Below are 24,823 nucleotides of genomic sequence, written 5' to 3'. Positions count from 1 at the left end.
TAGATATGCAATTAATCAAAGGCAGAAAACTATTCATTATGAGTGTGGAAGAATTATAATATATGACACTTGTAATGAAAGAATGTAATTTTTTAATGATTACCCTTCTTTCATTTTAGAAAACTTTTTTAGTTGACTTTTTTGTAAACGAGGGGAATCCCTCGTTTTTATTTTTTACTAAAGGAGCAGATACATCATGTTGAAACTAAAATCACTATTTAAATTAACTAAAGGACATTTGCTGGGATATTTTATTCTCTTTCTTTTAGTTATCTTCCACCGCTTTACCTATTCTTATGTTCCACTATTTACACAGTATTTAATTAGAGCATTGAATATTTACTTTGATCCTTCAATCTTAGGGACACAAGAGGTCAATCTGCCAAGATTTGTTCTTGATTTCTTTGGGTCTGCTGAAGATATTATGACAACTGTTGTTTATGTTGCTGTTACATTAATATTCTTCCAAGCTTTAAGATATAGTTTAATGTTTGTTGAAAACTATTTGAGAGGGTCAATCCAAGAAAACATTTCAAAAGAATTAAGAGTTAAACTTTACGACCATATTCAAACATTACCATATAAATATCATAATAATGTTGATACAGGCGATTTAATTCAAAGAGTAACCAGTGATGTTGAAACTGTTACAAGTTTTATTGTTGTGCAAGTGATGCAATTAATTGGTTTGGTTGCAACCCTACTTTCTGGTGCATTCCAAATGTATTACATTAACCAAACAATTATGTGGATCTGTTTAGCAGTTATTCCATTTTATGGTATTTCAAGTTATTTCTACTTTACTAAGATTGAAAAAGTGTTTAATAAAGTTGAAGAAGCTGAGTCTAAGATGATGACTGTCATTCAAGAAAATGTTTCAGGTACGAAGGTTGTTAAAGCATTTGCTAATGAACCATTTGAAATTGAAAAAATGGAAGAGAAAAATAGCCAATATATGAAACAAACAATTAAATCAAATACATTGGTTGCACTCTATTGGGGATCCATGGATTTTGTCTCTATGACGCAATATGCAGTGATTACAATTCTTTGTATATTCTTTGCAAGAGATGGTGTTATGGATGGTTCATCAGTCATTGCTGCTTTAATGCTACTTGGTCTACTTGTATGGCCAATTAGAGGTTTAGGACGTATGATTAACGAGTTCTCAAAAGCCTTTGTTGCAATTGGACGTATTAACACGATCTTTAATGAAAAATCAGAATTTGAAGTTGATGGTACACTTGAACCTGAAATCATCGGTAACATTGTATTTGAAAATGTCTCATTTAAATTTGATGATGATAACAAGTATTTACTGAATAACATTTCATTTAATATTAACAATGGTGAAACAGTTGCCTTTATCGGAAAAACAGGTTCAGGTAAAACAACCATTGTAAATCTTTTAATGAGAATGTATGAATATAAAGGGTCAATTAAAATTGATGGTATTGAATTAAGAGATATTAAAAAGAAATACATTCGTCGTCAAATCGGTGCTGTTTTACAAGATCCATTCTTATATTCGAAAACAGTATTTGAAAACATTGCGATTACAAATCGTAGTGCAACTAAACAAGATATTCAAATGGCTGCAGAAACTGCTAGCTTAGAAAAAGATATTCATACCTTTAAGCAAGGTTATGAAACTAAAGTTGGAGAAAAAGGTACAACTTTATCCGGTGGTCAAAAACAAAGAGTTGCGATTGCACGTGTACTTGTTGCACAAAAACCAATACTGATTTTTGACGATGCTTTAAGTGCAGTCGATAATAAAACGGATATGATGATCCGTACTGCACTTGCAAATAAAAAACATAAATCTACAAATCTAATCATTACACACCGTATTACAACTGCTAAAGAAGCTGACAAGATTGTTGTTATTAATAACGGTATGATTGAAGCGATTGGTACACACCAAGAACTTGCAAATAAACCAGGGCTTTATCAATCACTATGGGGTATCCAAGGTAAACTTGAACAAGAATTCTTGGAACTTGTGAAAGAAGGTGAACATCATGCATGATAATCAAGATGAAGATGTAATCAAAAAAGTCTCCCTACCAATCTGGGGAAAACTCTTTAAAGTTATTTTAAAAAATAAATGGAATTTAATTTGGATGTTAACCTTTGCGGTGTTACTTGCATTATTAGATGCATTAACAATTGTTGTGAATCAATATGCAATTGATGAACTCATTGAAAAAGGTCAATATCAAAATATTATTCCATTTGCTATTGTAACTGCAACGATAGGATTAGCATTTGGATTAATCGTCTTTGGATTTATTTACCAAGGTGGTATTATTGAAGCAAATGTAAACTACAATTTAAGAAAACAAGCATTTAATACACTTCAACGCTTGCCATTCTCATATTATGATAAAACCCCACAAGGTTGGATTATGGCAAGAATGACAAGTGATGCTAGAAGACTCTCTCAAATTATTTCATGGGGGTTAGTTGACCTTGTATGGAGTGCTTTATCGATGATCATTACATTGGTCATTCTCTATATTTATTTCTGGCCACTTGCGATTATTGTGACAGTATCTCTACCATTCATGTTCTTAATTATTATCTTATTTAGAAAACGTGTATTAATTAAGCATCGCCAAGCACGTCATTATAATTCAGAACTTACAGCCAAATACAATGAATCATTCCATGGTGCTAAAACATCTAAAAGTTTAGTTATTGAAGATGAAAATCTATTTGAATTTGATCAAACTGCGAACTTAATGAAACGTGCATCTATAAAAGCAAACTCATTATCCGCATTATTCTCATCATGTCTTTTAATGGTTTGTTATATCATTGTTGCAGTCATTATGTATAGTGGTGCACTCTTTACTGTACAAACTGCAATTCAAGTGGGTACACTCTATTTATTCATTCGTTCAACTATTGGATTCTTTGACCCTTTAACAGTTTTATCTAACTTCATCTCACAACTTCAACAAGCTCAAGCATCTGCTGAAAGAATCTTAGAATTAATTGAAACACCATCAGAACTCAAAGATAGTGAAGAAGTTGTTGAAACTTATGGTGACTGGTTTAATCAAAAACGTGAAAATTGGGAACCAATTGAAGGGAAAATTGAATTTAAAAATGTCACTTTCTACTACAATGAAAATGAAATTATTCTAGACAACTTTAACTTAAAAATTCCTGCAGGAACATCGGTTGCATTAGTAGGTCATACAGGTTCTGGTAAAACAACAATTGTTAACTTGGCATCAAGATTTTATGAACCTAAAGAAGGTCAAATATTAATTGACGGTAAAGATTATCGTACACGTTCGATTTCGTGGTTACATAGCCGTTTAGGATATGTATTGCAATCACCACATTTATTCTCAACAACAATCAAAGAAAACATTCGATATGGCAGATTAGATGCAACTGATGAAGAAGTTGTTGCTGCAGCAAAAGCGATCGGATTAGATGATTATATAAATACATTAGAAAAAGGTTATGATACGCACGTTGGTGAAGGTGGTAACCTATTATCGATGGGTCAAAAACAATTAATCTCCTTTGCAAGAGCAATTCTTGCAGACCCTAAGATTTTAATTTTGGATGAAGCAACCTCATCAATTGATAGTGAAGCTGAACGCTTAATACAAGATGCAACAAAGAATCTATTATCCAATAGAACTTCATTAATTGTTGCACATAGACTTTCAACAATCGTTGATGCAAATCTCATTGTTATGCTTGAAGGTGGAAAAATTTTAGAGATGGGTACACATAGTGAATTACTAGCTAAACGTGGTGCTTACTTTGAACTTTATAGAAACCAATTTTTAGCAGAAAAAGAAAAAACTTACGAACAAGAGTTTGAAAGACTAACATAAGAACTGCCCATTGTGTGGGCAGTTTTTTTTAAAAAAGTTATTTGAAACATTTTTATCTACTATAGATTGAGGTGATAGATATGTTTCAAATGCTAGTCGCAATGATTACGATTTCAATATCGTGGCAAAACACACTCGTTATTGTGCCACTTTATAGTTCGATTGAAAATTATAAAGAAATACCTTATGCAACACTTTACATGGATGGCAAAGAAGCTTTTGACCCTAATATGTATTATGAGTTTGGTGTAGGTACAACGAATCTGAGAATTATTTCCACAAATGTTGTTGGTGAATATCATGTGGATTATCGAGTGTTCTTTCCACTCTATGGGTTTTCATCAGAAGAAACCATTACGTTTAAAGTTGTAGATGAAATAAAGCCAATCATTACAGGTGATGATGAAATTGTTTTAGAGGTTGGTTCTAAAGCACCAGATTTTAAATCTTTAATTGAATATAAGGATAACTATGATAAAAAAGAAGATTTAGCTGTAACAGTAGATAGCAGTCTACTCAATATGAATGCATTAGGTGATTATCGAATTACATATAAAGTTAAAGATAAAAGTCAAAACATCACTTACTTTTTTCAAAATATTAAAGTCGTTGATCGTACGAGTCCAGTAGTGGTACAAAAAGGTGATGTTGAAATTGAAGTCAACGAAGATATTAATATAACCAAATACTTTGGGTTTAGTGATAACTACGATAAAATTTTCAAGACTGAATTAATCGATGATTTAGTCGACTATTCAAAAGTTGGATATTACACTGCAACACTTAAAGTATATGATCAGTCAGATAATGTAGCAACAATTAATTTTACAGTCAAAATTAAAGATCAAACGGCACCAATCATAAAGTTAAAAACGAAAGAACTTAATTTGAACTATCAAACAGATATCAATGAGATTAACTTCAAAGATTATATTCAAACAGTTTATGACAATTATGATGATATATCCATTGATGATGTCATGATCAGCTATGATATTGATTCCAATTTTCTAGGAAGTTATCAAGTTAAATATGAAGTATGGGATTCAAATCTTCAAAAAGGTGAAATAACACTCAATGTAAATATTAAAGATTTAGAAGTACCCAAAGTTAGTTTAAAAGAAGCAATTATTGTTGATGTGAATACGTTAGAACCATATTTATTGGACTATCTTATAATCGAAGACAATTTCGATTCATTAGAAAAAATAACTTCATCGATTACAGGTAAAGTTTCAATGGATAAAATCGGAGAATATCGCTTGGTCGCCACAATAAAAGATACATCAAAGAATGAAACGGTATTTCCTGTAATTGTAAAAGTTGTTGATAGAGAAGCACCTTCGTTGAATGTGCCTAACACACTTGAAGTGACAAATTTTAAAAGACCTGATTATACAAAACTTATAACAACAAAAGATAATTATGACAAAGATATCGTTTTAACGATTTATGATGATGAGATTAATTATGAAGTTGTTGGGCATTATATATTAAAAATTGATGCAAAAGATCAATCAGATAATATCACAACTAGATATATAAACTTAGAAATTATAGATAATATCGCACCAGAAATTATTTTAAAGAATCAAAATATTTATGTTTCTTACTTAGATAACAAAATAGACTTTAGTCTATATATCGATAAAATTTATGATGGTTATGATAAATCTTTAAGTTATAGTGATGTGAAAATTATCCACACAATTAATTTTGAGCGACTTGGATTATATGAAGTTATATATCAATTAGAAGATAGTTCACATAATATAGGTGAAGCAACACTTTATGTTCATATCGTTGATTATGATCAACCTGTACTTGATGTAAAACCAATTACAATTAAACAAAATCAGTCATTTGATTATAGAAATTATGTCTCAGCATATGATTTATATGATGGTGACCTTACAGATAAAGTAAGAGTTTCCCCATCTTTTATTCCAACATCGATTCCAGGAATATATGAAGTTGTTTTCTATGTGCACGATCAAAGTGGTAATTTAAGTGAAGTTAAATCAACGGTTACGGTACTTTACAAAAATCCATGGGTAGATTATGTTTATTATGGTTTAGGACTAGGAATTGTCGTATTAGGTGGTTATTTATTTTATTATTTTTATAATAAACGTTCAAAATTCTAATATTTTTTGTATAATTAGAGTTGTACATGGAAAGGGAATATATCATGGCAATTCTTGTAGTTTATTGGACGGGAACTGGTAACACTGAGATTATGGCAGAAAAAATCTACGAAGGTATTCAGTCTGTAGGTGTTGATGCTGAACTTAAACTCATTGACCAAGTAAGTCCTTCAGATATTGATAATTATGAAAAAATAGCATTTGGTTGTCCATCAATGGGTATAGAAGAATTAGAACCTGATGAGTTTTTACCTTGGTATGAAGAAATTGAACCATTGCTCCAAGATAAACTCATCGCACTCTTTGGATCTTACGGTTGGGGAGAAGGCGAATGGATGGATGCTTGGCATGAACGTGTGCGTGCACTTGGTTTAAATTTATTTGAAGAAGGAATTCGAATTAGTTCAACACCTTCAACCAAAGAACAACAAATGATTTTCGAATTTGGACAACGTTTCGCACAAAAATGAAAAAGGATATAGTGTCCTTTTTTCATATCGTATAATTAAAGTAAGGTGAGAAAAATGTTTGGCGTATTATATCTTCAAAGTGAATATAGTATGTTACATTCTACACTTCAACTAGAAGCGTTATTTCACCATGCAAAATCATCAAATTACGACATTATACCTTTAACAGATGAAGGTAATTTGCATGGTATGTATAAATTTTTAAAACTTGCAGCTAAAAATAAAATTAAACCTATATTAGGATTAAAACTGAACCTTGAATATGAAGGGTTAAATCTAGACTTTTTAGTCTATGCAAAAAATGATAAAGGATTAGAAACATTAATTGAATTAAGTAGTAGTTATAAGGCTACTAGCGTTAAAGCGTATAGTGCATTAGAACCTTTACTAAAGCGATTAATGGTTGTTTTTCCAACCAATCAAAAGATATTTATAAATGAAGACTATTCAAAAGATTTAGCGTTTAAATTAATCATGGATTTTAAATCAAATTTAAATGAATTTTACATAGGTTTATCACTTCAAAATGAAATGTTAATCAATGAAGTTTCACCTATGTTTTATAAGTTTGCAAAAGAGCTTAATATAAAAACTCTACCTCTTCATCAAACAACTTATTTTAGTAAAGATGAAAAAATAACTTTTGAAGTTTTAAAAGAAATTGAATCTAAAACAAATGAAACATATGATCTTGATATGTCTTTTAAGTCTAAAGATGAATTGATTTTAATGTTTAAACCTTATAAAGACATCTTTAAAAACTTAGAAGAAACTTTCAAAGAAGTTAAATATACGTATTTAGAACAAAGATTTGATATGCCAATCTTTCCTACAAAAGAAGGCGTTCCTAGTAAAGATTATTTAGAAGCACTCGCAACTAAAGGCTTAGAACGTAGGCTTATTCAAAATCAAATTAAAGATACAAAAATTTACCATGAACGATTAAAGGAAGAACTTTCAGTCATCATTCAAATGGGTTATCCTGATTATTTCTTAATTGTTTATGATTTTGTTAGATTTGCCAAACAAAATGATATTTTAGTTGGACCAGGACGTGGTAGTGCTGCAGGTAGTTTAGTTGCATACTCACTGGGTATTACGGATGTTGATCCAATTAAATATGATTTATTGTTTGAACGTTTCTTAAACAAAGAACGTCAAACAATGCCGGATATTGATTTAGATTTTCCGGATAATAAGAGAGATTTAGTGATTGAATACGTCAAAAATAAATATGGAAAAAATCATGTTGTTTCAATCTCTACATTTACAACATTCGCATTTAAATCATCTATTCGTGATGTGGGTCGCATTATGAAACTTGACCCCACAAGGGTAAGTGCGATTATTAAAAGCATTGAATCAAATAAATTAGATTCAAGTGATTTAGAAGCGGTTGAACTTAAACGCGTTGCAGAAAAGTTAGAAGGGTTACCGCGTCAAACAGGTACTCATGCAGCAGGTATTATTCTATCTAAACAAGATTTAACCAAATATGTACCACTTCAAGAAGGTCCACATGATATGCTTCAAAGTCAGTTAGAAGCATCTGATCTTGAGTCACTAGGCTTCTTGAAAATTGACTTCTTAGGACTAAGGAATTTAAGTATTATTGAAGAAGTCATTAAAAAGGAAGATGGGAAAATAAAATTAAATGAAATCCCACTAGACGATCAAGCAACGTTTGAAACCTTGAGACGTGTGGATACAACAGGTATCTTCCAATTAGAATCTCCTGGTATGAGAAATGTAATCGGCAAACTAAAACCTGAACATTTTGAAGATTTGGTTGCCATACTCGCACTCTTTAGACCAGGACCACTCGATTTTATTGATACCTACATAAAACGTCGTCACCAAGGGACTTTTGATTCAATTGACCCATCAATTGATGAAATTTTAAGACCAACTTTTGGGATTATCGTATATCAAGAACAGATTATGAAAATCGCACAAGTCTTTGCAGGTTTTTCATTAAGTGAAGCTGACCTATTAAGACGTGGGATTGCAAAAAAAGATGAAGAAATCTTAAAAAATGAGAAACAAAGATTTATTGATCGTTCACTTACGAATGGACGAAATGAACAAACAACTTTAAAAATATATGAATACATTGAACGATTTAAAGACTATGGATTTAACAGAAGCCACTCAGTTGCATATGCTTTACTTGCATATCAAATGGCATATTTAAAAACACATTATTATAAAACGTTTATGTCAGTCTTAATGACCTCAGTTGTTTCCAATAAAGATTTAGTGGATAGTTACTTAAGAGAACTTTCAAACAAACATATTGAAATTTATCCACCAAATATTGAAATCTCAGGTACGGATTTTGATGCCTATAAAGATGGTGTCATTCTACCACTTACAATTATTAAAGGTGTTGGACAACAAATCATTTCAGGTATTCTATCAGAAAGAGAAAAATCACCATTTAAAGATTATCGTGATTTTAAAAATAGACTCAAAGATGTTTTAAACCAAAAGTCACTGGCCCAACTTATCAAATCTGGTGCACTTGATGTATTTGGTTTAAACCATGCATCGATGCTTGAAAATAGTAATCTAGATCAATCAGGATTTGAAAACTTCTTATCTGATTTTAAAGAGGTTGAACTTGATGAATTACCGTTTGAAACATTAAAAGATCAAGAACTTGAAGTATTAGGTTTTAATTTAACGTATACCGATAATGGCACATTAAATAAGTTAAAGAAGAAATATGATATTAAAGAACGTGACTTGAAAGATGCTAAAATTAACACAATTGCAAAGGTACTTAAGGTTAGAATCATTAAAACCAAGCAAAATCAGCAAATGGCATTCGTAGATTTTGACGATGGTGCACGTTTTAGTGGTACAATATTCCCAAGTACTTTTACAAAGTATCAAGATTTATTAAATGAAACTTATCTCCTGATTGAAGGGGACAAGGATGATAAAGGCGTAATAATTAGAAATATGAAGAAAGTTAAGGTGTAAAATATGCCAAATCAATTACTATTAGAAAAATATGCAAGACTTGCAGTAAAAACTGGTGTCAATGTACAACCAGGACAAATCGTTGTATTAAGAACAACTACAGAAGCAGTTGAATTATCAAGAGCAGTTGCTAAAGAAGCTTATAAAGCTGGTGCAAAGCGTGTTTACTTTATTTGGACAGATGAAAAAGTAAGCCGTTATGGTTATGACTATGCTAAAACAGAAGATTTAGCAGAGTTCCCAGAATGGAATGTTGCACAATATAAATACTTTGTGGAACAAGGTGCTTGTTTCATTTCGATCGTTTCACCAGTGCCTCATGCACTTGCTGGTGTGGATTCATCTAAAATGCAAACAGTTGTTTCAACAATGACAAAAGCAATCCAATTTTTCAGAGAACACACTATGGGTAATAAAACTCAATGGACAATCGTTGCTGCATCAAATAAAGCATGGGCAAAAGAATTATTTCCTGATTTAGATGAAGCAGTTGCTGAAGAAAAACTTTGGGATGCAATCTTTAAAGCGACACGTGTTAACCATGAAACTGATCCAGTAGAAGTTTGGAAAGAACACAATGCGAATTTAGCAAGACAAAACAAAATCTTAAATGATGCAAACTTCAAATCATTACACTTCACAAACTCACTTGGAACTGACCTAGTTGTTGAATTAATTCAAGATCACGTTTGGGCTGGTGGTGCAGAGCATGCAGGAAATGGTGCATTATTTAATCCAAACATTCCAACTGAAGAGTCATTTACTATGCCATATAAATTTGGTACTCAAGGTAAAGTTGTAGCAACTAAACCACTTGCTTATCAAGGTAAGATTATTAAAGACTTCTGGTTAGAATTCAAAGATGGTCGTGTCGTTGATTTTGATGCTAAATATGAAAAAGAAGCTTTACAATCAATTTTAGATTTTGATTATAATGCAAGATCAATTGGTGAAATTGCATTAATCGGTCATGATTCACCAATTTCAAATATGAATATCTTATTCTTAAATACTTTATATGATGAAAATGCAAGTTGCCATATGGCACTTGGACGTGCATATCCTATGAATATTAAGAATGGTAATGACACACCAATCGCTGAACTTGAAAAGAAAGGTTACAACAACTCTTTAGTTCACGTTGACTTTATGTTCGGTTCTGCTGACATGCAAATTGTTGGTAAAAAACAAGATGGAACTGAAGTGATTGTGTTCAAAAATGGGAATTTTGCAATATAAGGGAGCGTAAGCTTCCTTTTTTGTGCTTTACCCTTGATAATATTTCGAATTCGTAATATCATAGTCATAGTTTGAAAAGACAACAGTTTAAAGGAGATCAGATTATGTCTATTCGTATTGGTATTTTATTAGGCTCAATTAGAGAAGGTCGTAACGGAGCCGCAGTAGCAAATTGGGTATTAGAACAAGCAAATTTAAGAAATGATCAAGATGTTACTTATGAATTAATTGACCTTAAATCTTATGATTTACCTCATTTAGGTGCTAAACCAAATGAAAGCCAAATGGCTGCAATTGGTAAATGGTCAGCTGATATGGCATCATTCGATGGTTATGTTGTGGTAACACCTGAATATAACCATGTTGTACCAGGTACATTAACAAATGCTTTCCAATTCTTAAAACCAGAAGTTGCTAACAAAGCTATGGCATTTGTTGGATATGGTTGGATGGGTGCGACACGTGCAATTGCAGGTGTTAAAGAACAAATGACTTTCCAAGGTTTAGCAATTGTTTCTCAAGCAATTCATATCAGTTTTACAACTGACTATGTCAACTTCGGTAAAGAAGATGCTAAATTTGCACCAGGTGCATGGCACAATCCAGAAGTGGTTGCAATCTTTAACCAAGTTACTTCATGGGCTAAAGCTTTAAAACTTGTTCGCGAAGGTAAAATCTAAATTAGATAAAAAAATAATCCTCATTTCTGAGGATTTTTTTATGGAATAAATACGATGCAACTTGGTTCTGGTACGTTGATATGTTTCACAAACTTTAATTCACCTGTGTCAGTATTTCTTGAGAAAATTGAAACATTGTTTGAATGCATATTACCAACAACGATATGGGATTCATCAAGTGATAAATTGAAGTCTCTTGGATGCTTACCTTGTGTATTGTAAATTTTTTGTTGTTTAAGTAGTCCGTCTGGTTGAACTAGATAGTGTGTGATTGCATCATAACCACGATTTGATACGTATAAGTGACGTCCATCATGTGTTAATCTAATAGCTGCAGATGAAATACCTGCAAATTGTTTATCGATTGTACCAAACTTCTTAACAAATTCTAACTTTTCATTATAAACATAAATTTCATGAGAATATTCGGTTAAGCAATAAACAAAACCTTTGTCACTGACAACTAAGTGTCTAGGTCCAACACCTTTATGTAAGGTTAAATCTTTCTTAGAAACAAGTTTTCCATTTTGATCAATCTCATAAGTAAAGATTGTATCTAAACCTAAGTCAACAACAAATAATGTTGATAATAAAGAAGAATAGTAAACTTGATGTGCATGTGAACCTGTAGGATAAATGATTGTTTGAAGTTTTTTAGTGTTTGATCCATCAAAGCGATAACTTGACATTTGACCGACATGATAATTTGCAGTAAAAATCATATTGAGCGTTGGTTCAAACCAAATATGTGCAGGACTGTGTGCCTCACTATGGTCTTCATAAACTAACATATTATTTTGATAAATTTCAATACCACCTCTTGCAAGTGTGAATAAGTGTCCTTCACCTAATGCAAAATAAGTTGGATTAAATAAACGATTGTAAAGTGAAACTTTATCGTCCTCAACTAAGTAAATACCTTCTGATTGATTTTTTGTATATGTGCCGACTAAAAATTTCATATATACCCTCAACTTTCTTTATCTATTATATCATCTTATAGAGAGCATTTCATTACACTTCAACAAAAAATAAAGTATGATATAATGTAGTGGTACGAAAAATGCTAGAACTGTAGGAGGTTATCATGGCAGCAGTATACGACAAAGTTAAACAGCTAATCGTAGATGAATTAGCAGTTGAAGAGTCTCTAGTTACTCCTGAAGCAAGATTAGTAGAAGATCTTGGAGCAGACTCAATTGATGCAGTAGAATTAATCATGACTGTAGAAGACGCGTTCTCAATCGAAATTTCTGATGAAGTTCTACAAAACATTAAAACTGTTAACGATTTAGTGTCATACATCGAAACTAACAAATAAAAAAAACATCCCCAATCATTTGGGGGTTTTTTTTGCATTGAATTATATTATATTTTCAAATATAATAGATAGCAATGGAAGAAGGTATTAAAATGAGAAATTATGACTACCAAACAATTGAAAAGAAATGGCAAAAACATTGGGTTGATTTAAAATTATTTAAAACAAAAACAAACAGTTTTCAACCTAAATACTATGTTTTAGATATGTTCCCATATCCATCTTCTTCTGGGTTACATGTTGGTCATGTCGAAGGATATTCTGCAACAGATATTGTTTCAAGATTCAAAAGAATGCAAGGTTACAATGTATTCAGTCCTATGGGATGGGACGCTTTTGGTTTACCTGCTGAACAATATGCACTTGCAACTGGAAAAGATCCAAAGAGTTTTACTTATCAAAATATTAAAAACTTTAAAAGACAAATTATTGAAATGGGTAAAGGTGTTGACTGGGATAGAGAACTTGCAACATCAGACCCTGAATATTACCGTTGGACACAATGGATTTTTAAGAAACTCTATGAAAGAGGACTTGCAGTTTTAAAAGACGTTGAAGTTAACTGGTGTGAAGGTTTAGGTACGGTACTTGCTAACGATGAAATTGAAATCATCGATGGACAAATGGTTTCAGAACGTGGACACTTCCCAGTTATTAAAAAACCAATGCGTCAATGGGTTTTAAGAATTACTGAATATGCTGAAAGATTATTACAAGATTTAGAATTAGTAGATTGGCCAGAAAACTTAAAGGAAATGCAAAGAAACTGGATTGGAAAATCTAGTGGAGCAATGATTGACTTTGAACTTGCTGGTAGCAATTCTAAATTTACAGTCTTTACAACAAGACCTGACACACTATACGGTGTGACTTATGCAGTGCTTTCACCTGAGCATCCTTTAGTACTTGAAATTACAACTGAAGATGAAATTGATGATGTTAAAAAATATATTGCTCAAACAAAATCAAAAACAGACTTAGACAGAATTGCTGATAAAACAAAGACTGGTGTTTTCACAGGTGCTTACGCAAAACATCCAATTACTGGAAAACTTATTCCAATTTGGATTGGTGACTATGTCTTAATGAGTTATGGTACAGGAGCAGTCATGGCGGTTCCTGCACATGATGCAAGAGACTATGAATTCGCAATGAAGTATGGTCTAGAAATTATTGAAGTCATTAAAGGTGGCACTGATGGTGCTTATGAAGGTGATGGTATTCATCATCATTCAGGTATTTTAGATGGCTTAAATAATGATGAAGCGAAAGCTAAGATGATCTCATATCTTGAGAACCGTGGTATTGGTTATGGTCATCATACATATAAACTTCGTGATTGGGTATTTTCACGTCAACGTTATTGGGGTGAACCATTCCCAGTTTACTATGACCAAGAAGGTAATACATACCTTGTTCCAGATGAAGAACTGCCACTTGAACTACCATATCTTGAATATATTAAACCATCAGGAACAGGTGAATCACCACTTGCAAATGCAACCGATTGGGTAAACTTTACAAAAGATGGTAAGAAGTATCGAAGAGATACCAACACCATGCCACAACTTGCAGGTTCAAGTTGGTACTATATTGGATATCTACTTAAAAATCATTTAGGTTATATTCCACTGGATTCCGAAGAAGCTAAACAAGTACTTGATCAATTCTTACCAGTTGATCTTTATGTTGGTGGAACTGAACATGCTGTTGGTCATTTACTCTATGCTAGATTCTGGCATAAAGTATTCTATGATTTAGGATTTGTTTCAAGTAAGGAACCATTCCAAAAATTAGTTAACCAAGGTATGATTCTTGGTGAAGACCATTCTAAGATGAGTAAGTCAAAAGGTAATACAAAATCACCTGATGATATTTTCTTATCTCATGGTGCAGATACACTTCGTGTATTTGAAATGTTCATGGGACCACTTGAAGCTGAAAAACCTTGGAGTGATGACGGTCTAGATGGTTCTAAGCGTTTCTTAGAACGTGTATGGCGTATGTTTGATTTTGATATTTATAATGAAAATGTAAAAGAATTAGAAACAATCTATCATCAAACAGTTAAGAAAGTAACAGATGACTATGAAAAACTAGCATTTAATACTGCAATTGCACAAATGATGATTTTTGTTAACGAAGTTTTTAAAGTTCAAAAGATTGGTAAAAACCAAGCAAGAGGATTCTTAAAACTATTAAATCCAATTGCTCCACATATTACAGAAGAGATAAATCAAACCGTATTAAATCATCATGAAGAACTCATTTATTCTGAATGGCCAAAATATGATGAAGCATTCTTGGTTGTCAATGAAGTTGAAGTTGTTGTTCAAGTAAACGGTAAACTTCGTGCGAAGATGACTGTCTCAAGAGACCTTGCAGAAGTTGATTTAAAAGAACTTGCATTAAACAGTGAGAATGTTAAGAAACACTTAGAAGGACTTGAAATCATGAAGATGATTGTTGTTCCTAATAAGTTAGTAAATATTGTTGCTAAATAATTGAAAGAGGATAACGGAAGTTATCCCCTTTTTCTTAAAAACTAAATTATAATAAAGATATAACATATAGAAAGAAATACATTATGAAAAAACTCATCATCAAATACAACTTAATTGAATCATTTTATTACCTTTATATCGTGGATTTAATATTCTTAATCTTAATTCCCCTTTTTACAACTTATTTCATCGAAGATTTAGAACTCTTAAAATTAGCTGTCTCAATTGTTGGAATCATCGTCTTGCTCATTCCAATTTTTGGGTTACCATTACTTTATGTATTCAAAAAAGATACAGTTGAATTTACAGAAAATGAAGTAAAGATTCAAACGAAAGTTAAACCACAAGCATTTGAACTATCTAAAATTGAAAGTATTTCTTATGTGCCAAATAAGTGGTATAAACTACCCTTCATTGAATACTATGATGGTGGACAATTATCATTCAAACATAAAAATGGTAGTTATATTAATATCCGTATTTTTAAAAGCACATATAAAAAGTTAACGAAAGAATTAGGATATCAAATAGAACTTAAACAAAACAAAATTAATTGGGGTAAATCTTTTAGAGACTAACCTCATGCAATTTAAGTTTATTTTTTTGCATCTTATTTGAAACAGTTCGAATCTTAAAGCATTTATCGATATGATTAAGTTCCTAGAAAATATTTTCTAGAATTGTTTCAAAAAAGGGGGAAGAAGCATGTTTATTCAAACAATTATTAAATATGATTTCCATGATGCAATTTATGTTGTTACAGATGGTAAAAATCATCTCAATGTTTTAAATCAAAGTGTACCACACAAAAATGATTTATTTCCTGAGGTTGGTATGGCAGTTAAAACATTGATTGCATACGTCTATGAAGAAATTTGTTTAAATAAAGTCGATGAAGATAACTTAAAAAGTGATCTGATTGAAAAAGGTAATAACATGTTTGACTATAAATTAAGAGGTATCATCAAGGATTCAAAGAAAGCTTTAATTCTCATTAATGGATTTACAATTAGTTTAGAAAAGCATTTCAAAGATGGTTTACCGGATATTTATCAAACAGGTGATTACGTTGAATTTTGTTGTGACTACATAGATTCAACATTAAACTAAATAAAATAGAAGCACCTAAACACTTTCTAAAGAAGTTAATAGGTGCTTTTTTTATATTGTTTATAAATTTAATTAAAAGTCAGATAGTTGATTTTACTCAATTCCAGAATAGCGCAGAATAGATGCTATAATAAGATTATAGTGGGAAAAACATTTGAGGTGTAAATTATGAAAAAATTAAAGGTTAGTATTGTCAATCCAACAACTTTAAGATTAGATGAAGAAGGGAATGTTGGAGACATCATTGATTTAAGAGAAGTTCAATCGGTTGATCAATCTTTTTTAAATGAATCAATCAACCAATCTAAAGATGAAAAGTACAAGGAACTATTAAATCAAGAAAGAGCTCAACAAGAGACTCTAATTACTGCCAAAGTAAATGAAACTGAAAATAAATACAAATTAGAGATTGAAAGAATTAAATTAGAAAAACAAAGATTAGAAGAAACAGTTAAGACACTGGATAAAAAAATTGAAGAAGAAGCCAAAACCATTAAATCAGAACTCAACTCACAATTTGTTAATGAAAAGACAAAGTATCAAATTGAAATTGAAAAACTTCAAACTCAACTCGAGAGTCAACGTAAATTAATTGCTCTTGAAACTCAAAAAGCTAAAGATGAAGAATATCAAAAGAAAATTGAAGAACTGAATAAGTTGATAGGCGATAAACAATTAGAAATCCAAAGACTGAGTTCAAATCTGACGCAAACAGATAATGAGAAAAAACTAGCAGAACAAAAACTCAAAAATGATTTCAGTTTAAAACTTAAAGAGTTAGAAACAGAACGCGATTATTATAAAGATCTAAAAGCTAGAGTATCGACCAAAATGCTTGGTGAAACGCTTGAACAACACTGTGAGATTGAATTCAATAGAATTCGCGCAACAGCTTTTAAGAATGCATATTTTGAAAAAGATAATGATGCAAAATCAGGAAGTAAAGGTGATTTCATTTTTAGAGATTATGATGATGACGGTACAGAAATCATTTCAATTATGTTTGAGATGAAAAATGAAATGGATACGACTGCAACGAAACAAAAAAATGAAGACTTCTTTAAAGAACTGGATAAAGATAGAAATGAAAAGAAGTGTGAATATGCAATTTTAGTTTCACTGCTTGAAAAAGATAGTGAATTATATAATCAAGGTATTGTTGATGTGTCATATAAATATCCAAAGATGTACGTGATTAGACCTCAATTCTTTATTCCACTGATTACACTTTTACGTGATGCAGCAATGAACTCAGTTCAGATTAAACGTCAACTTGTTGAAATAAAGAATCAAAATATTGATATTACAAACTTTGAAGATGATTTAAATGAGTTTAAAACTAAGTTTGGTAACAATTATAGACTTGCGAGTGAAAGATTTGCTAAAGCAATTGAAGAAATTGATAAAACAATCGATCATCTACATAAGACTAAAGAAGCATTACTATCTTCTGAAAACAATTTAAGACTTGCCAACAATAAAGCAGAAGATTTAACGATTAAAAAGTTAACTAGAAATAATCCTACGATGAAAGAAGCATTTGAAAAGTTAGAAAAAGGTAAGTAAATAAACCTGAAAAAATAAGAAGCACCTTAATACTTCCAAAAGAAGATAAAAGGTGCTTCATTTTTTGTTTCATGATGGAATTTTACGACGCGGTACTTTATTTCATGTTTATCTAAGAAGGATTGAACAGCAACGGTTTCTTTTAAACCTTCAAGATGTCCTGGATATGCAACAACTAAAATAAAGCCTTTTTGATTTTTGTGTAACTTTTCTAACGTATCAATTGTGGAGTGGGTCATGGTTGTGATTTTCTTATCACCGCCAGGTAAGTAACCTAAATTGAAGACGACACCATCAAAATTTTGTACATATTTTAAAATGTGTTCATGTGTATCATGAATATATGTGATGTTCTTAAAATCCTTAGTTAATGTTCTAGTTTGATTTAGTGCAGATTCTTGAATATCAAAAGTATAAACGTGTTTTACACGTTCTGCTAAGAATTTGGTGTCATTTCCGTTACCGGCAGTGGCATCAACGATGACTGAATCCTTAGTAATTTCAGTTTCTAAAAGTTCATGTGCTAAATCAGTTATTTTTATATTTTTCATAATAATCACCTTGATATAAATTAAGACTTCTCATTTTTTTATCAATGTCATTAGTTACTGTGAATTTTTTTCTTGTCCACTCTGGTGCAATTAGCATATCACCTGGGGCATCACCTGTTAGACGGTGAACAATTATATCTTTTCTTAACCAAGCAAGTTGTTCAACTGTGATATCAACGTATTCTTCCTTAGTTAAAATTGGCCATGGATTTTTCATATATTGATAACCCATTTTAGTTTTTTCCATAATGTGTAACATATGGATTTTAATACCTTGTATTGGTAATGTATTTAAATGCTTAATGGTGTCTAACATCATTTCTCTGGTTTCACCAGGTAGACCATTGATGATATGAACGACCACATCTAAGTTTTTCTCTCTTAACCTTCTTACTGCATCATCAAATGTTGGAAGATCATGTGCACGATTGATTAGATCAGAAGTTGTTTGATGAATTGTTTGAAGTCCAAGTTCAACTTGAATTGGCATTCTTGTATTAAGTTCACCAAGATAATCAACAACATCTTGAGGAAGGGAATCGGGACGTGTGCCAATAGATAACATGACGATATTTGGATCTAGTGCGATTGCTTCTTCATAGATTTCTTTTAATCTAGGTAGTGGTGCGTGGGTATTTGTGTTTGCTTGGAAATATGCAACATAAAAACCATCAGTCCACTTTTTATGCATTTGTTCTTTAATTTTTTCAAATTGAACAGGTAATGGATCGTGTTTATCACCAGCAAAATCACCTGAACCCATCCATGAACAAAACGTACAACCACCACTAGCGACTGTGCCATCAATATTTGGGCAAGTAAAACCTGCATTTAATGCAATTTTAAAGACCTTTTTATTAAATTTTTGTCGATAATAGTTGTTTAGCGTATTATAATGTTTCTCTGCAGTAATTAAGTTCATATTTTCACCAGTTATTATTTTACCATATCATGAATGATATGAAAGAAAAAGATTTTTTGTGGTTTTAGTTGTAAATCATGAAAGTTACTTTCAGAATTAATTCCTTAACTTGAAGGTGGTTACATGTTATAATAACCATACGAGGAGATGACACATGTATCAAAGATTTAGAGCAGGGTTAGTTAACCCTCGAATGCTGGCTGAATATTTCAAAGATTCATGGCTAAAAGTATTGACTTACTTTTTTTTATTAGTCATTCTTTTACTCGTTCCTTTCCTCCTTGTTGAACTTCAATTTGAAGGTTTACGAGGTGATCAAATTAATGCAATTAGAAACAATTATCAAGAAGCATTTGTTGTACCATATGAAATTAAAGAAGGCAAATTGACTTTAATTGGTGAGACAGATGTTTTAGATCGCGGCTTATCTGTTGATATGGTAACCGTTAGCATAAAATCTAGAGGTACATCGCTTTTAAGTGGTGAAATCGAAATTTTCTTTGGAGAAGATAGTGTAAGTTATTTTGTTTCTGGTTTTAGACAAAAAACTTATAGTTATGATTTGCTTAACTTAGAAGGTTTTTCATTCCAAAATTATGGATCATTAGATCAAGAAAAATTCATTAAAGCAGTAAATTATGTTGTTAAAGATAATAAAGCACTCCATGTTGGTGTTCAAACAGGACTTTATTTCCTTGGGAACGCAATTGAACTTGGATTAATGGTTTTACTTGCAACTTTACTATCCAAACAAGGCATTCCGTTTGGACCAAAAATGAAAATTGCAGTTTATGCATCAACTATTTATGCAATCACTGGATTCTTCGGAATCGTGTTCGCATTACAAATCATACAATATATCGGTATTGCACTACTTGCATTTTATATGCATAGAGCATTATCTCAATTTGTTGTTCTTTAGAGGGTATTATGTCAAATCTATTCGAAGTATTTTTAAACCAAGCACAATTAAATACACACCCACTATCAACAGCAAAATTAAAAGGGGTTACTGTAAAAAAGGTCGATAAAGTGATGAGATTTTCAATTGAGTTTGAAGAACTTATGAGTGCACATCAAATGAGTCATTTTATTAAACAATTACAATCCTTCTTTTTAAAACCAAATGTTGTAAATTTTGTCGATTATCAATTTAGTTTTAAAAACGCACAATTAAAAGAATACTATAAACCATATTATGAAATGATTGTTCACAAAGCGAGTGAATCTTTTTCACCGTTACAAGTATTTAAAAACTTCGGTTGTGAATATGAAAATAATACATACTTTATTATTGTAGAAAAAGATTCTGTTTCAGTTAAAAAATATTTTCCTGAACTTAAAAAAGCATTTGCTAAACATGGACTAGGTGTTTCGTTTGATCTACGAATCAATGAATCACTACCAACTGTCCAAGAACAAGTTCAAAGAACAATTGTTGAACAACAAGAATCGTTAGAAAAATTAGCTGTTAATACAAGTGAGATCGTACTCTCAGAAAAGAAAAGTTTTACAACGAAACATTCACCACTTGCAGTGCCTATAAGTGAAATTCCAGCAACACAATATTTACTAGATAAATACAAGAATGAAAAAGGAGATGCAAACTTCCTGATTGAAGGGGAAGTATTTAAAACTGAATTTAGAGTTTTAAAGAATACTAATCTTTTAACATTCTCACTAACTGACGAAGAAGATGCGATTACAGTCAAACGATTTGTCAGAGGCGATAAAGACATTGAACTTGCAAAATCAATCAAAGTCGGTGACATCATTCAAGTTTCAGGTGAAGCTCAATTTGATACATTCCAAAAAGAAATTACATTAATGGCAAAAGCATTACATCAAATTGAACGTCCTAAAAAACATGAACGTATGGATAAAGCAAAAGAAAAACGCATTGAATTCCATATACACACAAAAGCTTCTCCAATGGATGCAGTAACTGATGTTACAGATTATATAAACACGCTTGAAAAATGGGGACATGAAGCTTTTGCAATTACAGATAGAAATGGTGTTTATGCCTTCCCTGACATTAAAAAAGCAGTTAAAGGTAAAAACATTAAACCGATATTCGGTGCTGAGTTTGACTTTGTTGATGAAGATAATTTTATTATTGCAACCGATTATGACCATGACTTCAATTTAAAAGAAGCAACATATGTAGTCTTTGACATTGAAACAACAGGGTTATCAGTTACAAGAGATAAGATTATTGAAATTGCAGCATATAAAATAACAAGTGGTATGATAGGTGATCGTTTTGAAGTCTTAATTGATCCAGAAGAAAAACTTTCAGAACTCACTAAAAACTTAACAAATATTACAGATGAAATGTTAGAGGGTCAGGAAAAAATCGAATCTGTCTTACCTAAGTTCTTTGACTTTATTAAGGGTTCAGTTCTTGTTGCACACAATGCATCCTTTGACTCTAATTTCATCTTTGAAAAAGCAAAAGATCTTGGTATCAAACATGAGAAGTTTGCAGTAATCGATACATTAAACATTGCTCGATATTTTTATAATGCTAAAAATAAAGAAAACAATCATGCAAGATTCTATAAGAATGATTCAGGAAACATTCCTGATTTAAAACGCTTTAATTTAAAAGCTGTTACAAAGTTCTTTAAAGTGAACTTAGAGGCGCATCATAGAGCGATTTACGATGCTTACGCAACTGCAGAGATTTTCCTTGGTATGCTTCAAAACTTCTACAAAGAAGAAATTATGACATATTATGAAATCAATGCTGCAATCGAAGAAGAAATGGTATGGCCACATCCAATTCCTTACTATGCTACGATCCTTGCACAAAATCAAGTTGGGTATAAAAACTTATTCAAACTTGTTTCAGATGCATTAACAGACCACTTTAGTGATGGACCAAGACTTGTTAAGTCTGCACTTAATAAATATCGTGAAGGTATACTGATTGGTTCGGGTTCAGACTTTGGTGAAGTTTTTGAATGTGCTTTAAATAAGAATGAAGAAGCCTTAAGAAAAGCAATTGAATTTTACGATTATATAGAAGTACACCCAATTCCAGCTTACAAACATTTAGAACACGATTTAGGGCCATATGCAAAAGAAGTTTTACAAGCAATTGTTAAAAAGATTATAACAACTGCAAAAGAAATGGGTAAATTAGTCATTGCTACATCTAATGCACATTACTTAAATCCTGAAGATAAGAAATATCGAGAAATTTATATACATACAAAATCAGTAGGTGGTGGACTCCATCCACTTGCTAATTATGAAGTTTCACCAGATCAACATTTATTAACAACCCAAGAAATGTTGGATGCGTTTAGTTATTTAGATAACGAAACTGCATACGAAGTTGTTGTTACTAATACCCATAAATTAAATTCAATGATTGATACTGTTCAACCATTCCCTAAAGACTTATATTCTATTCAAGATGATGCATTTAGAGATACATTAGGTATTGAATCTATTGCAGAAGAAGTCAAACGTCTAGTTTATGATAAAGGTCATAAATTATATGGCAATCCAATGCATCCTTATGTTCAAGCACGTATAGAAAGAGAACTTAAAAACATTGTTGATAATAAGTTCGCCCCAATCTACTATATCTCTCATTTACTTGTTAAAAAATCACTAGATGATGGGTACTTAGTAGGCTCACGTGGATCTGTTGGTTCTTCACTTGTTGCAACCATGATGGATATCACTGAAGTCAATCCACTAAAACCGCATTATCGTTGTCCTAATGGTGACTTCTCAGTATTTAAGATGAGTGACGAAGAAATCTTTGAAATTGGTGTTAAACCGCATGAAGAGCCATTTATTGAAGTATTAAAACATGTAAAATCAGGTTATGACTTACCAACGATGAACTGTCCACACTGTGGGGCTAAACTCCATAAAGATGGACACGATATTCCGTTTGAAACCTTCTTAGGTTTTGATGGTGATAAAGTACCTGATATCGACCTTAACTTCTCTGGGGATTATCAAGCAAAAGCCCACGAATATGTACGTGAACTTTTAGGTGAAAATTTCACCTTTAGAGCTGGTACAATTCAAACTGTTGCAGAACGAAATGCATTCGGTTATGTGAGAGGATACTTAGAAGATCAAGGTTTAACAAAACGAAGTGCTTATATTGAATGGTTAGCTAAAGGTATTGAAGGTGTGAAACGTTCAACAGGTCAACACCCTGGTGGTATTGTTGTTGTACCAAAAGATAAAACAATTTATGATGTCACACCGATTCAATATCCTGCAGATGATACATCAGCTAACTGGAAAACAACGCACTTTGATTACCACTCATTTGAAGATAATTTATTAAAACTTGACATCTTGGGTCATGATGATCCTACGATGATTAAATTCTTAATGGATTATGTCTATCAAAATCCAAATGAATTTCCATTTAGTCGTGCACAAGATATTCCAGTAGATGATCCAAAAATCTATGAACTTTTCCAAGGCACTAAAGTTTTAGGATTCGAGGATAAAGAAGTATATGGTGAAGTTGCATCATATGCAATTCCAGAATTTGGAACAGGCTTTACAAGACAAATGTTATTTGATACAAAACCAAACAGTTTTGCCGGACTCGTTAAAATATCAGGTTTATCACATGGTACAGACGTTTGGCTTAAGAACTCTCAAGATTTAGTTCTAGGAAAGACCAATTTTGGTAAATTATCATTTGATGACATTATCGGTTGTCGTGATGATATCATGGTTGACTTAATTAGTTTTGGTATGCCGCCACTTAAATCATTTGAGATAATGGAGTTTGTTCGTAAGGGTAAACCTTCTCAAAATCCAGGTAAGTGGAAAGAATATGAAGCTGAAATGAAAACTTATAAAGTGCCAGAATGGTATATTTGGAGTGCTTCATTAATTAAGTACATGTTCCCTAAAGCTCACGCAACAGCATATGTTATCATGGCTATGCGTATTGCATGGTTTAAAGTGTATAAACCTTTATTATTCTATAGTGGATTCTTCTCAAAACGCGCAGTTCAATTTGATCATGACACAATGGTTGCAGGATATAATGCAATTAGAAATAAAATCATTAAACTTGAAAATTCAACTGAATTAAAAGCAAAAGATGAAGACTTAATGATCACATTATATGTCGCACTTGAGATGACTAAGCGTGGATTTAAGTTCTTACCTGTCGATATTAATAAGAGCCAAGCATCCGAATTCGTCATGGAAAAAGATGGTTTAAGATTACCATTCACATCTATTGATGGCTTAGGACTTCAAGCGGCAATTGACGTTGTTGAAAATAGAAATAAACAACCATTTAAGAGTAAAGAAGATGTCCAAAGACGTACTAAATTGAATAAGACAGTCTTTGAACGATTAGAAGCAATTAATGCATTTGGGGACCTAAAAGAGGCCTCAGGTGAGATTGAAAGCGGTTTATTTGCAGCATATTTATAATTTTCAATTATCTTAAA

Annotated in this window: 17 protein-coding genes; 14 read left to right on the top strand and 3 right to left on the bottom strand. The window is 31.7% G+C overall.

The genetic code is table 11. The annotated features are described in order from the left end of the window. The first annotated feature begins 196 nt into the window (after positions 1–196). From JV173_RS04710 to JV173_RS04680, 7 genes are all read left to right on the top strand, one after another. Entirely contained in the window at positions 197–2,032 is a 1,836-nt protein-coding gene (locus tag JV173_RS04710) for an ABC transporter ATP-binding protein (protein WP_205735137.1), read from the top strand. Continuing rightward, positions 2,025–3,866, top strand: a complete 1,842-nt coding sequence (locus JV173_RS04705) for an ABC transporter ATP-binding protein (RefSeq protein ID WP_205735136.1) — start codon at positions 2,025–2,027, stop codon at positions 3,864–3,866. Before JV173_RS04710 ends, JV173_RS04705 begins: the two co-directional genes overlap by 8 nt. A gap of 80 nt (positions 3,867–3,946) precedes the next feature. Next, the gene (locus JV173_RS04700; RefSeq protein ID WP_205735135.1) at positions 3,947–6,013 is read left to right on the top strand and encodes an immunoglobulin-like domain-containing protein; all 2,067 of its coding nucleotides are present in this window, start codon (positions 3,947–3,949) and stop codon (positions 6,011–6,013) included. A 44-nt stretch (positions 6,014–6,057) separates the two neighbouring features. Beyond that, positions 6,058–6,483 carry a flavodoxin gene (locus JV173_RS04695; protein WP_205735134.1) on the top strand — a complete coding sequence of 142 codons (426 nt, stop codon included), beginning with the start codon at positions 6,058–6,060 and terminating at the stop codon, positions 6,481–6,483. A gap of 54 nt (positions 6,484–6,537) precedes the next feature. Continuing rightward, a complete protein-coding gene (locus tag JV173_RS04690; protein ID WP_205735133.1) occupies positions 6,538–9,471 on the top strand; it encodes a DNA polymerase III subunit alpha in 2,934 nt (977 codons plus the stop codon). Positions 9,472–9,474: 3 nt separating this feature from the next. Continuing rightward, positions 9,475–10,710 (top strand): aminopeptidase, encoded by a 1,236-nt coding sequence (locus JV173_RS04685; RefSeq protein ID WP_205735132.1) that lies wholly within the window; start codon positions 9,475–9,477, stop codon positions 10,708–10,710. A 104-nt stretch (positions 10,711–10,814) separates the two neighbouring features. Then, positions 10,815–11,390, top strand: coding sequence for an NADPH-dependent FMN reductase (locus tag JV173_RS04680; protein ID WP_205735131.1), 576 nt, complete (start codon positions 10,815–10,817; stop codon positions 11,388–11,390). 38 nt (positions 11,391–11,428) lie between these two features. Here the strand turns inward: JV173_RS04680 and JV173_RS04675 are convergent, their stop codons facing one another. Next, on the bottom strand, positions 11,429–12,352 hold the full coding sequence (locus JV173_RS04675; RefSeq protein WP_205735130.1) for a lactonase family protein: 924 nt from the start codon (positions 12,350–12,352) through the stop codon (positions 11,429–11,431). A 125-nt stretch (positions 12,353–12,477) separates the two neighbouring features. Here JV173_RS04675 and acpP point away from each other — a divergent pair, with 125 nt between their 5' ends. The 5 genes from acpP (at position 12,478) to JV173_RS04650 (ending at position 17,891) form a co-directional block, all read left to right on the top strand. Further along, positions 12,478–12,711, top strand: coding sequence for an acyl carrier protein (acpP, locus tag JV173_RS04670; RefSeq protein ID WP_205735129.1), 234 nt, complete (start codon positions 12,478–12,480; stop codon positions 12,709–12,711). Between the two features lie 92 nt (positions 12,712–12,803). Beyond that, the gene (gene leuS / locus JV173_RS04665; RefSeq protein WP_205735128.1) at positions 12,804–15,215 is read left to right on the top strand and encodes a leucine--tRNA ligase; all 2,412 of its coding nucleotides are present in this window, start codon (positions 12,804–12,806) and stop codon (positions 15,213–15,215) included. A gap of 83 nt (positions 15,216–15,298) precedes the next feature. Next, positions 15,299–15,793 carry a hypothetical protein gene (locus JV173_RS04660; RefSeq protein WP_205735127.1) on the top strand — a complete coding sequence of 165 codons (495 nt, stop codon included), beginning with the start codon at positions 15,299–15,301 and terminating at the stop codon, positions 15,791–15,793. A 127-nt stretch (positions 15,794–15,920) separates the two neighbouring features. Next, positions 15,921–16,325: a hypothetical protein gene (locus tag JV173_RS04655; RefSeq protein ID WP_205735126.1), complete on the top strand. Its 405-nt coding sequence runs from the start codon at positions 15,921–15,923 to the stop codon at positions 16,323–16,325. Between the two features lie 168 nt (positions 16,326–16,493). After that, a complete protein-coding gene (locus JV173_RS04650) occupies positions 16,494–17,891 on the top strand; it encodes a DUF2130 domain-containing protein (RefSeq protein ID WP_205735125.1) in 1,398 nt (465 codons plus the stop codon). Between the two features lie 26 nt (positions 17,892–17,917). On the opposite strand, the gene mnmM is transcribed toward JV173_RS04650, so the two are convergent. Further along, positions 17,918–18,442: a tRNA 5-(aminomethyl)-2-thiouridylate-methyltransferase MnmM gene (mnmM, locus tag JV173_RS04645; RefSeq protein ID WP_205735124.1), complete on the bottom strand. Its 525-nt coding sequence runs from the start codon at positions 18,440–18,442 to the stop codon at positions 17,918–17,920. After that, on the bottom strand, positions 18,420–19,364 hold the full coding sequence (gene mnmL / locus JV173_RS04640; RefSeq protein ID WP_205735123.1) for a tRNA modification radical SAM protein MnmL/YtqA: 945 nt from the start codon (positions 19,362–19,364) through the stop codon (positions 18,420–18,422). The genes mnmM and mnmL overlap by 23 nt, the downstream gene beginning before the upstream one ends. Positions 19,365–19,518: 154 nt before the next feature. On the opposite strand from mnmL, the gene JV173_RS04635 reads away from it, so the two are divergent. Continuing rightward, positions 19,519–20,286 carry a DUF1189 family protein gene (locus tag JV173_RS04635; RefSeq protein WP_205735122.1) on the top strand — a complete coding sequence of 256 codons (768 nt, stop codon included), beginning with the start codon at positions 19,519–19,521 and terminating at the stop codon, positions 20,284–20,286. Positions 20,287–20,294: 8 nt separating this feature from the next. Next, the gene (locus JV173_RS04630; RefSeq protein WP_205735121.1) at positions 20,295–24,806 is read left to right on the top strand and encodes a PolC-type DNA polymerase III; all 4,512 of its coding nucleotides are present in this window, start codon (positions 20,295–20,297) and stop codon (positions 24,804–24,806) included. Positions 24,807–24,823 lie beyond the last annotated feature (17 nt).

The sequence above is a fragment of the Acholeplasma equirhinis genome (genome assembly GCF_017052655.1).
Classification (GTDB): domain Bacteria; phylum Bacillota_I; class Bacilli_A; order Acholeplasmatales; family Acholeplasmataceae; genus Acholeplasma; species Acholeplasma equirhinis.
Note: the sequence above shows the minus strand (reverse complement) of the source record. Positions and strands in the feature narration are given on the sequence as shown.

What these genes read in the sequence shown, in the direction of transcription:
- JV173_RS04710 (WP_205735137.1), top strand. Translation starts at nt 197, where the DNA reads ATGTTGAAACTAAAATCACTATTTAAATTAACTAAAGGACATTTGCTG.
- JV173_RS04705 (WP_205735136.1), top strand. Translation starts at nt 2,025, where the DNA reads ATGCATGATAATCAAGATGAAGATGTAATCAAAAAAGTCTCCCTACCA.
- JV173_RS04700 (WP_205735135.1), top strand. Translation starts at nt 3,947, where the DNA reads ATGTTTCAAATGCTAGTCGCAATGATTACGATTTCAATATCGTGGCAA.
- JV173_RS04695 (WP_205735134.1), top strand. Translation starts at nt 6,058, where the DNA reads ATGGCAATTCTTGTAGTTTATTGGACGGGAACTGGTAACACTGAGATT.
- JV173_RS04690 (WP_205735133.1), top strand. Translation starts at nt 6,538, where the DNA reads ATGTTTGGCGTATTATATCTTCAAAGTGAATATAGTATGTTACATTCT.
- JV173_RS04685 (WP_205735132.1), top strand. Translation starts at nt 9,475, where the DNA reads ATGCCAAATCAATTACTATTAGAAAAATATGCAAGACTTGCAGTAAAA.
- JV173_RS04680 (WP_205735131.1), top strand. Translation starts at nt 10,815, where the DNA reads ATGTCTATTCGTATTGGTATTTTATTAGGCTCAATTAGAGAAGGTCGT.
- JV173_RS04675 (WP_205735130.1), bottom strand. Translation starts at nt 12,352, where the DNA reads ATGAAATTTTTAGTCGGCACATATACAAAAAATCAATCAGAAGGTATT.
- acpP (WP_205735129.1), top strand. Translation starts at nt 12,478, where the DNA reads ATGGCAGCAGTATACGACAAAGTTAAACAGCTAATCGTAGATGAATTA.
- leuS (WP_205735128.1), top strand. Translation starts at nt 12,804, where the DNA reads ATGAGAAATTATGACTACCAAACAATTGAAAAGAAATGGCAAAAACAT.
- JV173_RS04660 (WP_205735127.1), top strand. Translation starts at nt 15,299, where the DNA reads ATGAAAAAACTCATCATCAAATACAACTTAATTGAATCATTTTATTAC.
- JV173_RS04655 (WP_205735126.1), top strand. Translation starts at nt 15,921, where the DNA reads ATGTTTATTCAAACAATTATTAAATATGATTTCCATGATGCAATTTAT.
- JV173_RS04650 (WP_205735125.1), top strand. Translation starts at nt 16,494, where the DNA reads ATGAAAAAATTAAAGGTTAGTATTGTCAATCCAACAACTTTAAGATTA.
- mnmM (WP_205735124.1), bottom strand. Translation starts at nt 18,442, where the DNA reads ATGAAAAATATAAAAATAACTGATTTAGCACATGAACTTTTAGAAACT.
- mnmL (WP_205735123.1), bottom strand. Translation starts at nt 19,364, where the DNA reads ATGAACTTAATTACTGCAGAGAAACATTATAATACGCTAAACAACTAT.
- JV173_RS04635 (WP_205735122.1), top strand. Translation starts at nt 19,519, where the DNA reads ATGTATCAAAGATTTAGAGCAGGGTTAGTTAACCCTCGAATGCTGGCT.
- JV173_RS04630 (WP_205735121.1), top strand. Translation starts at nt 20,295, where the DNA reads ATGTCAAATCTATTCGAAGTATTTTTAAACCAAGCACAATTAAATACA.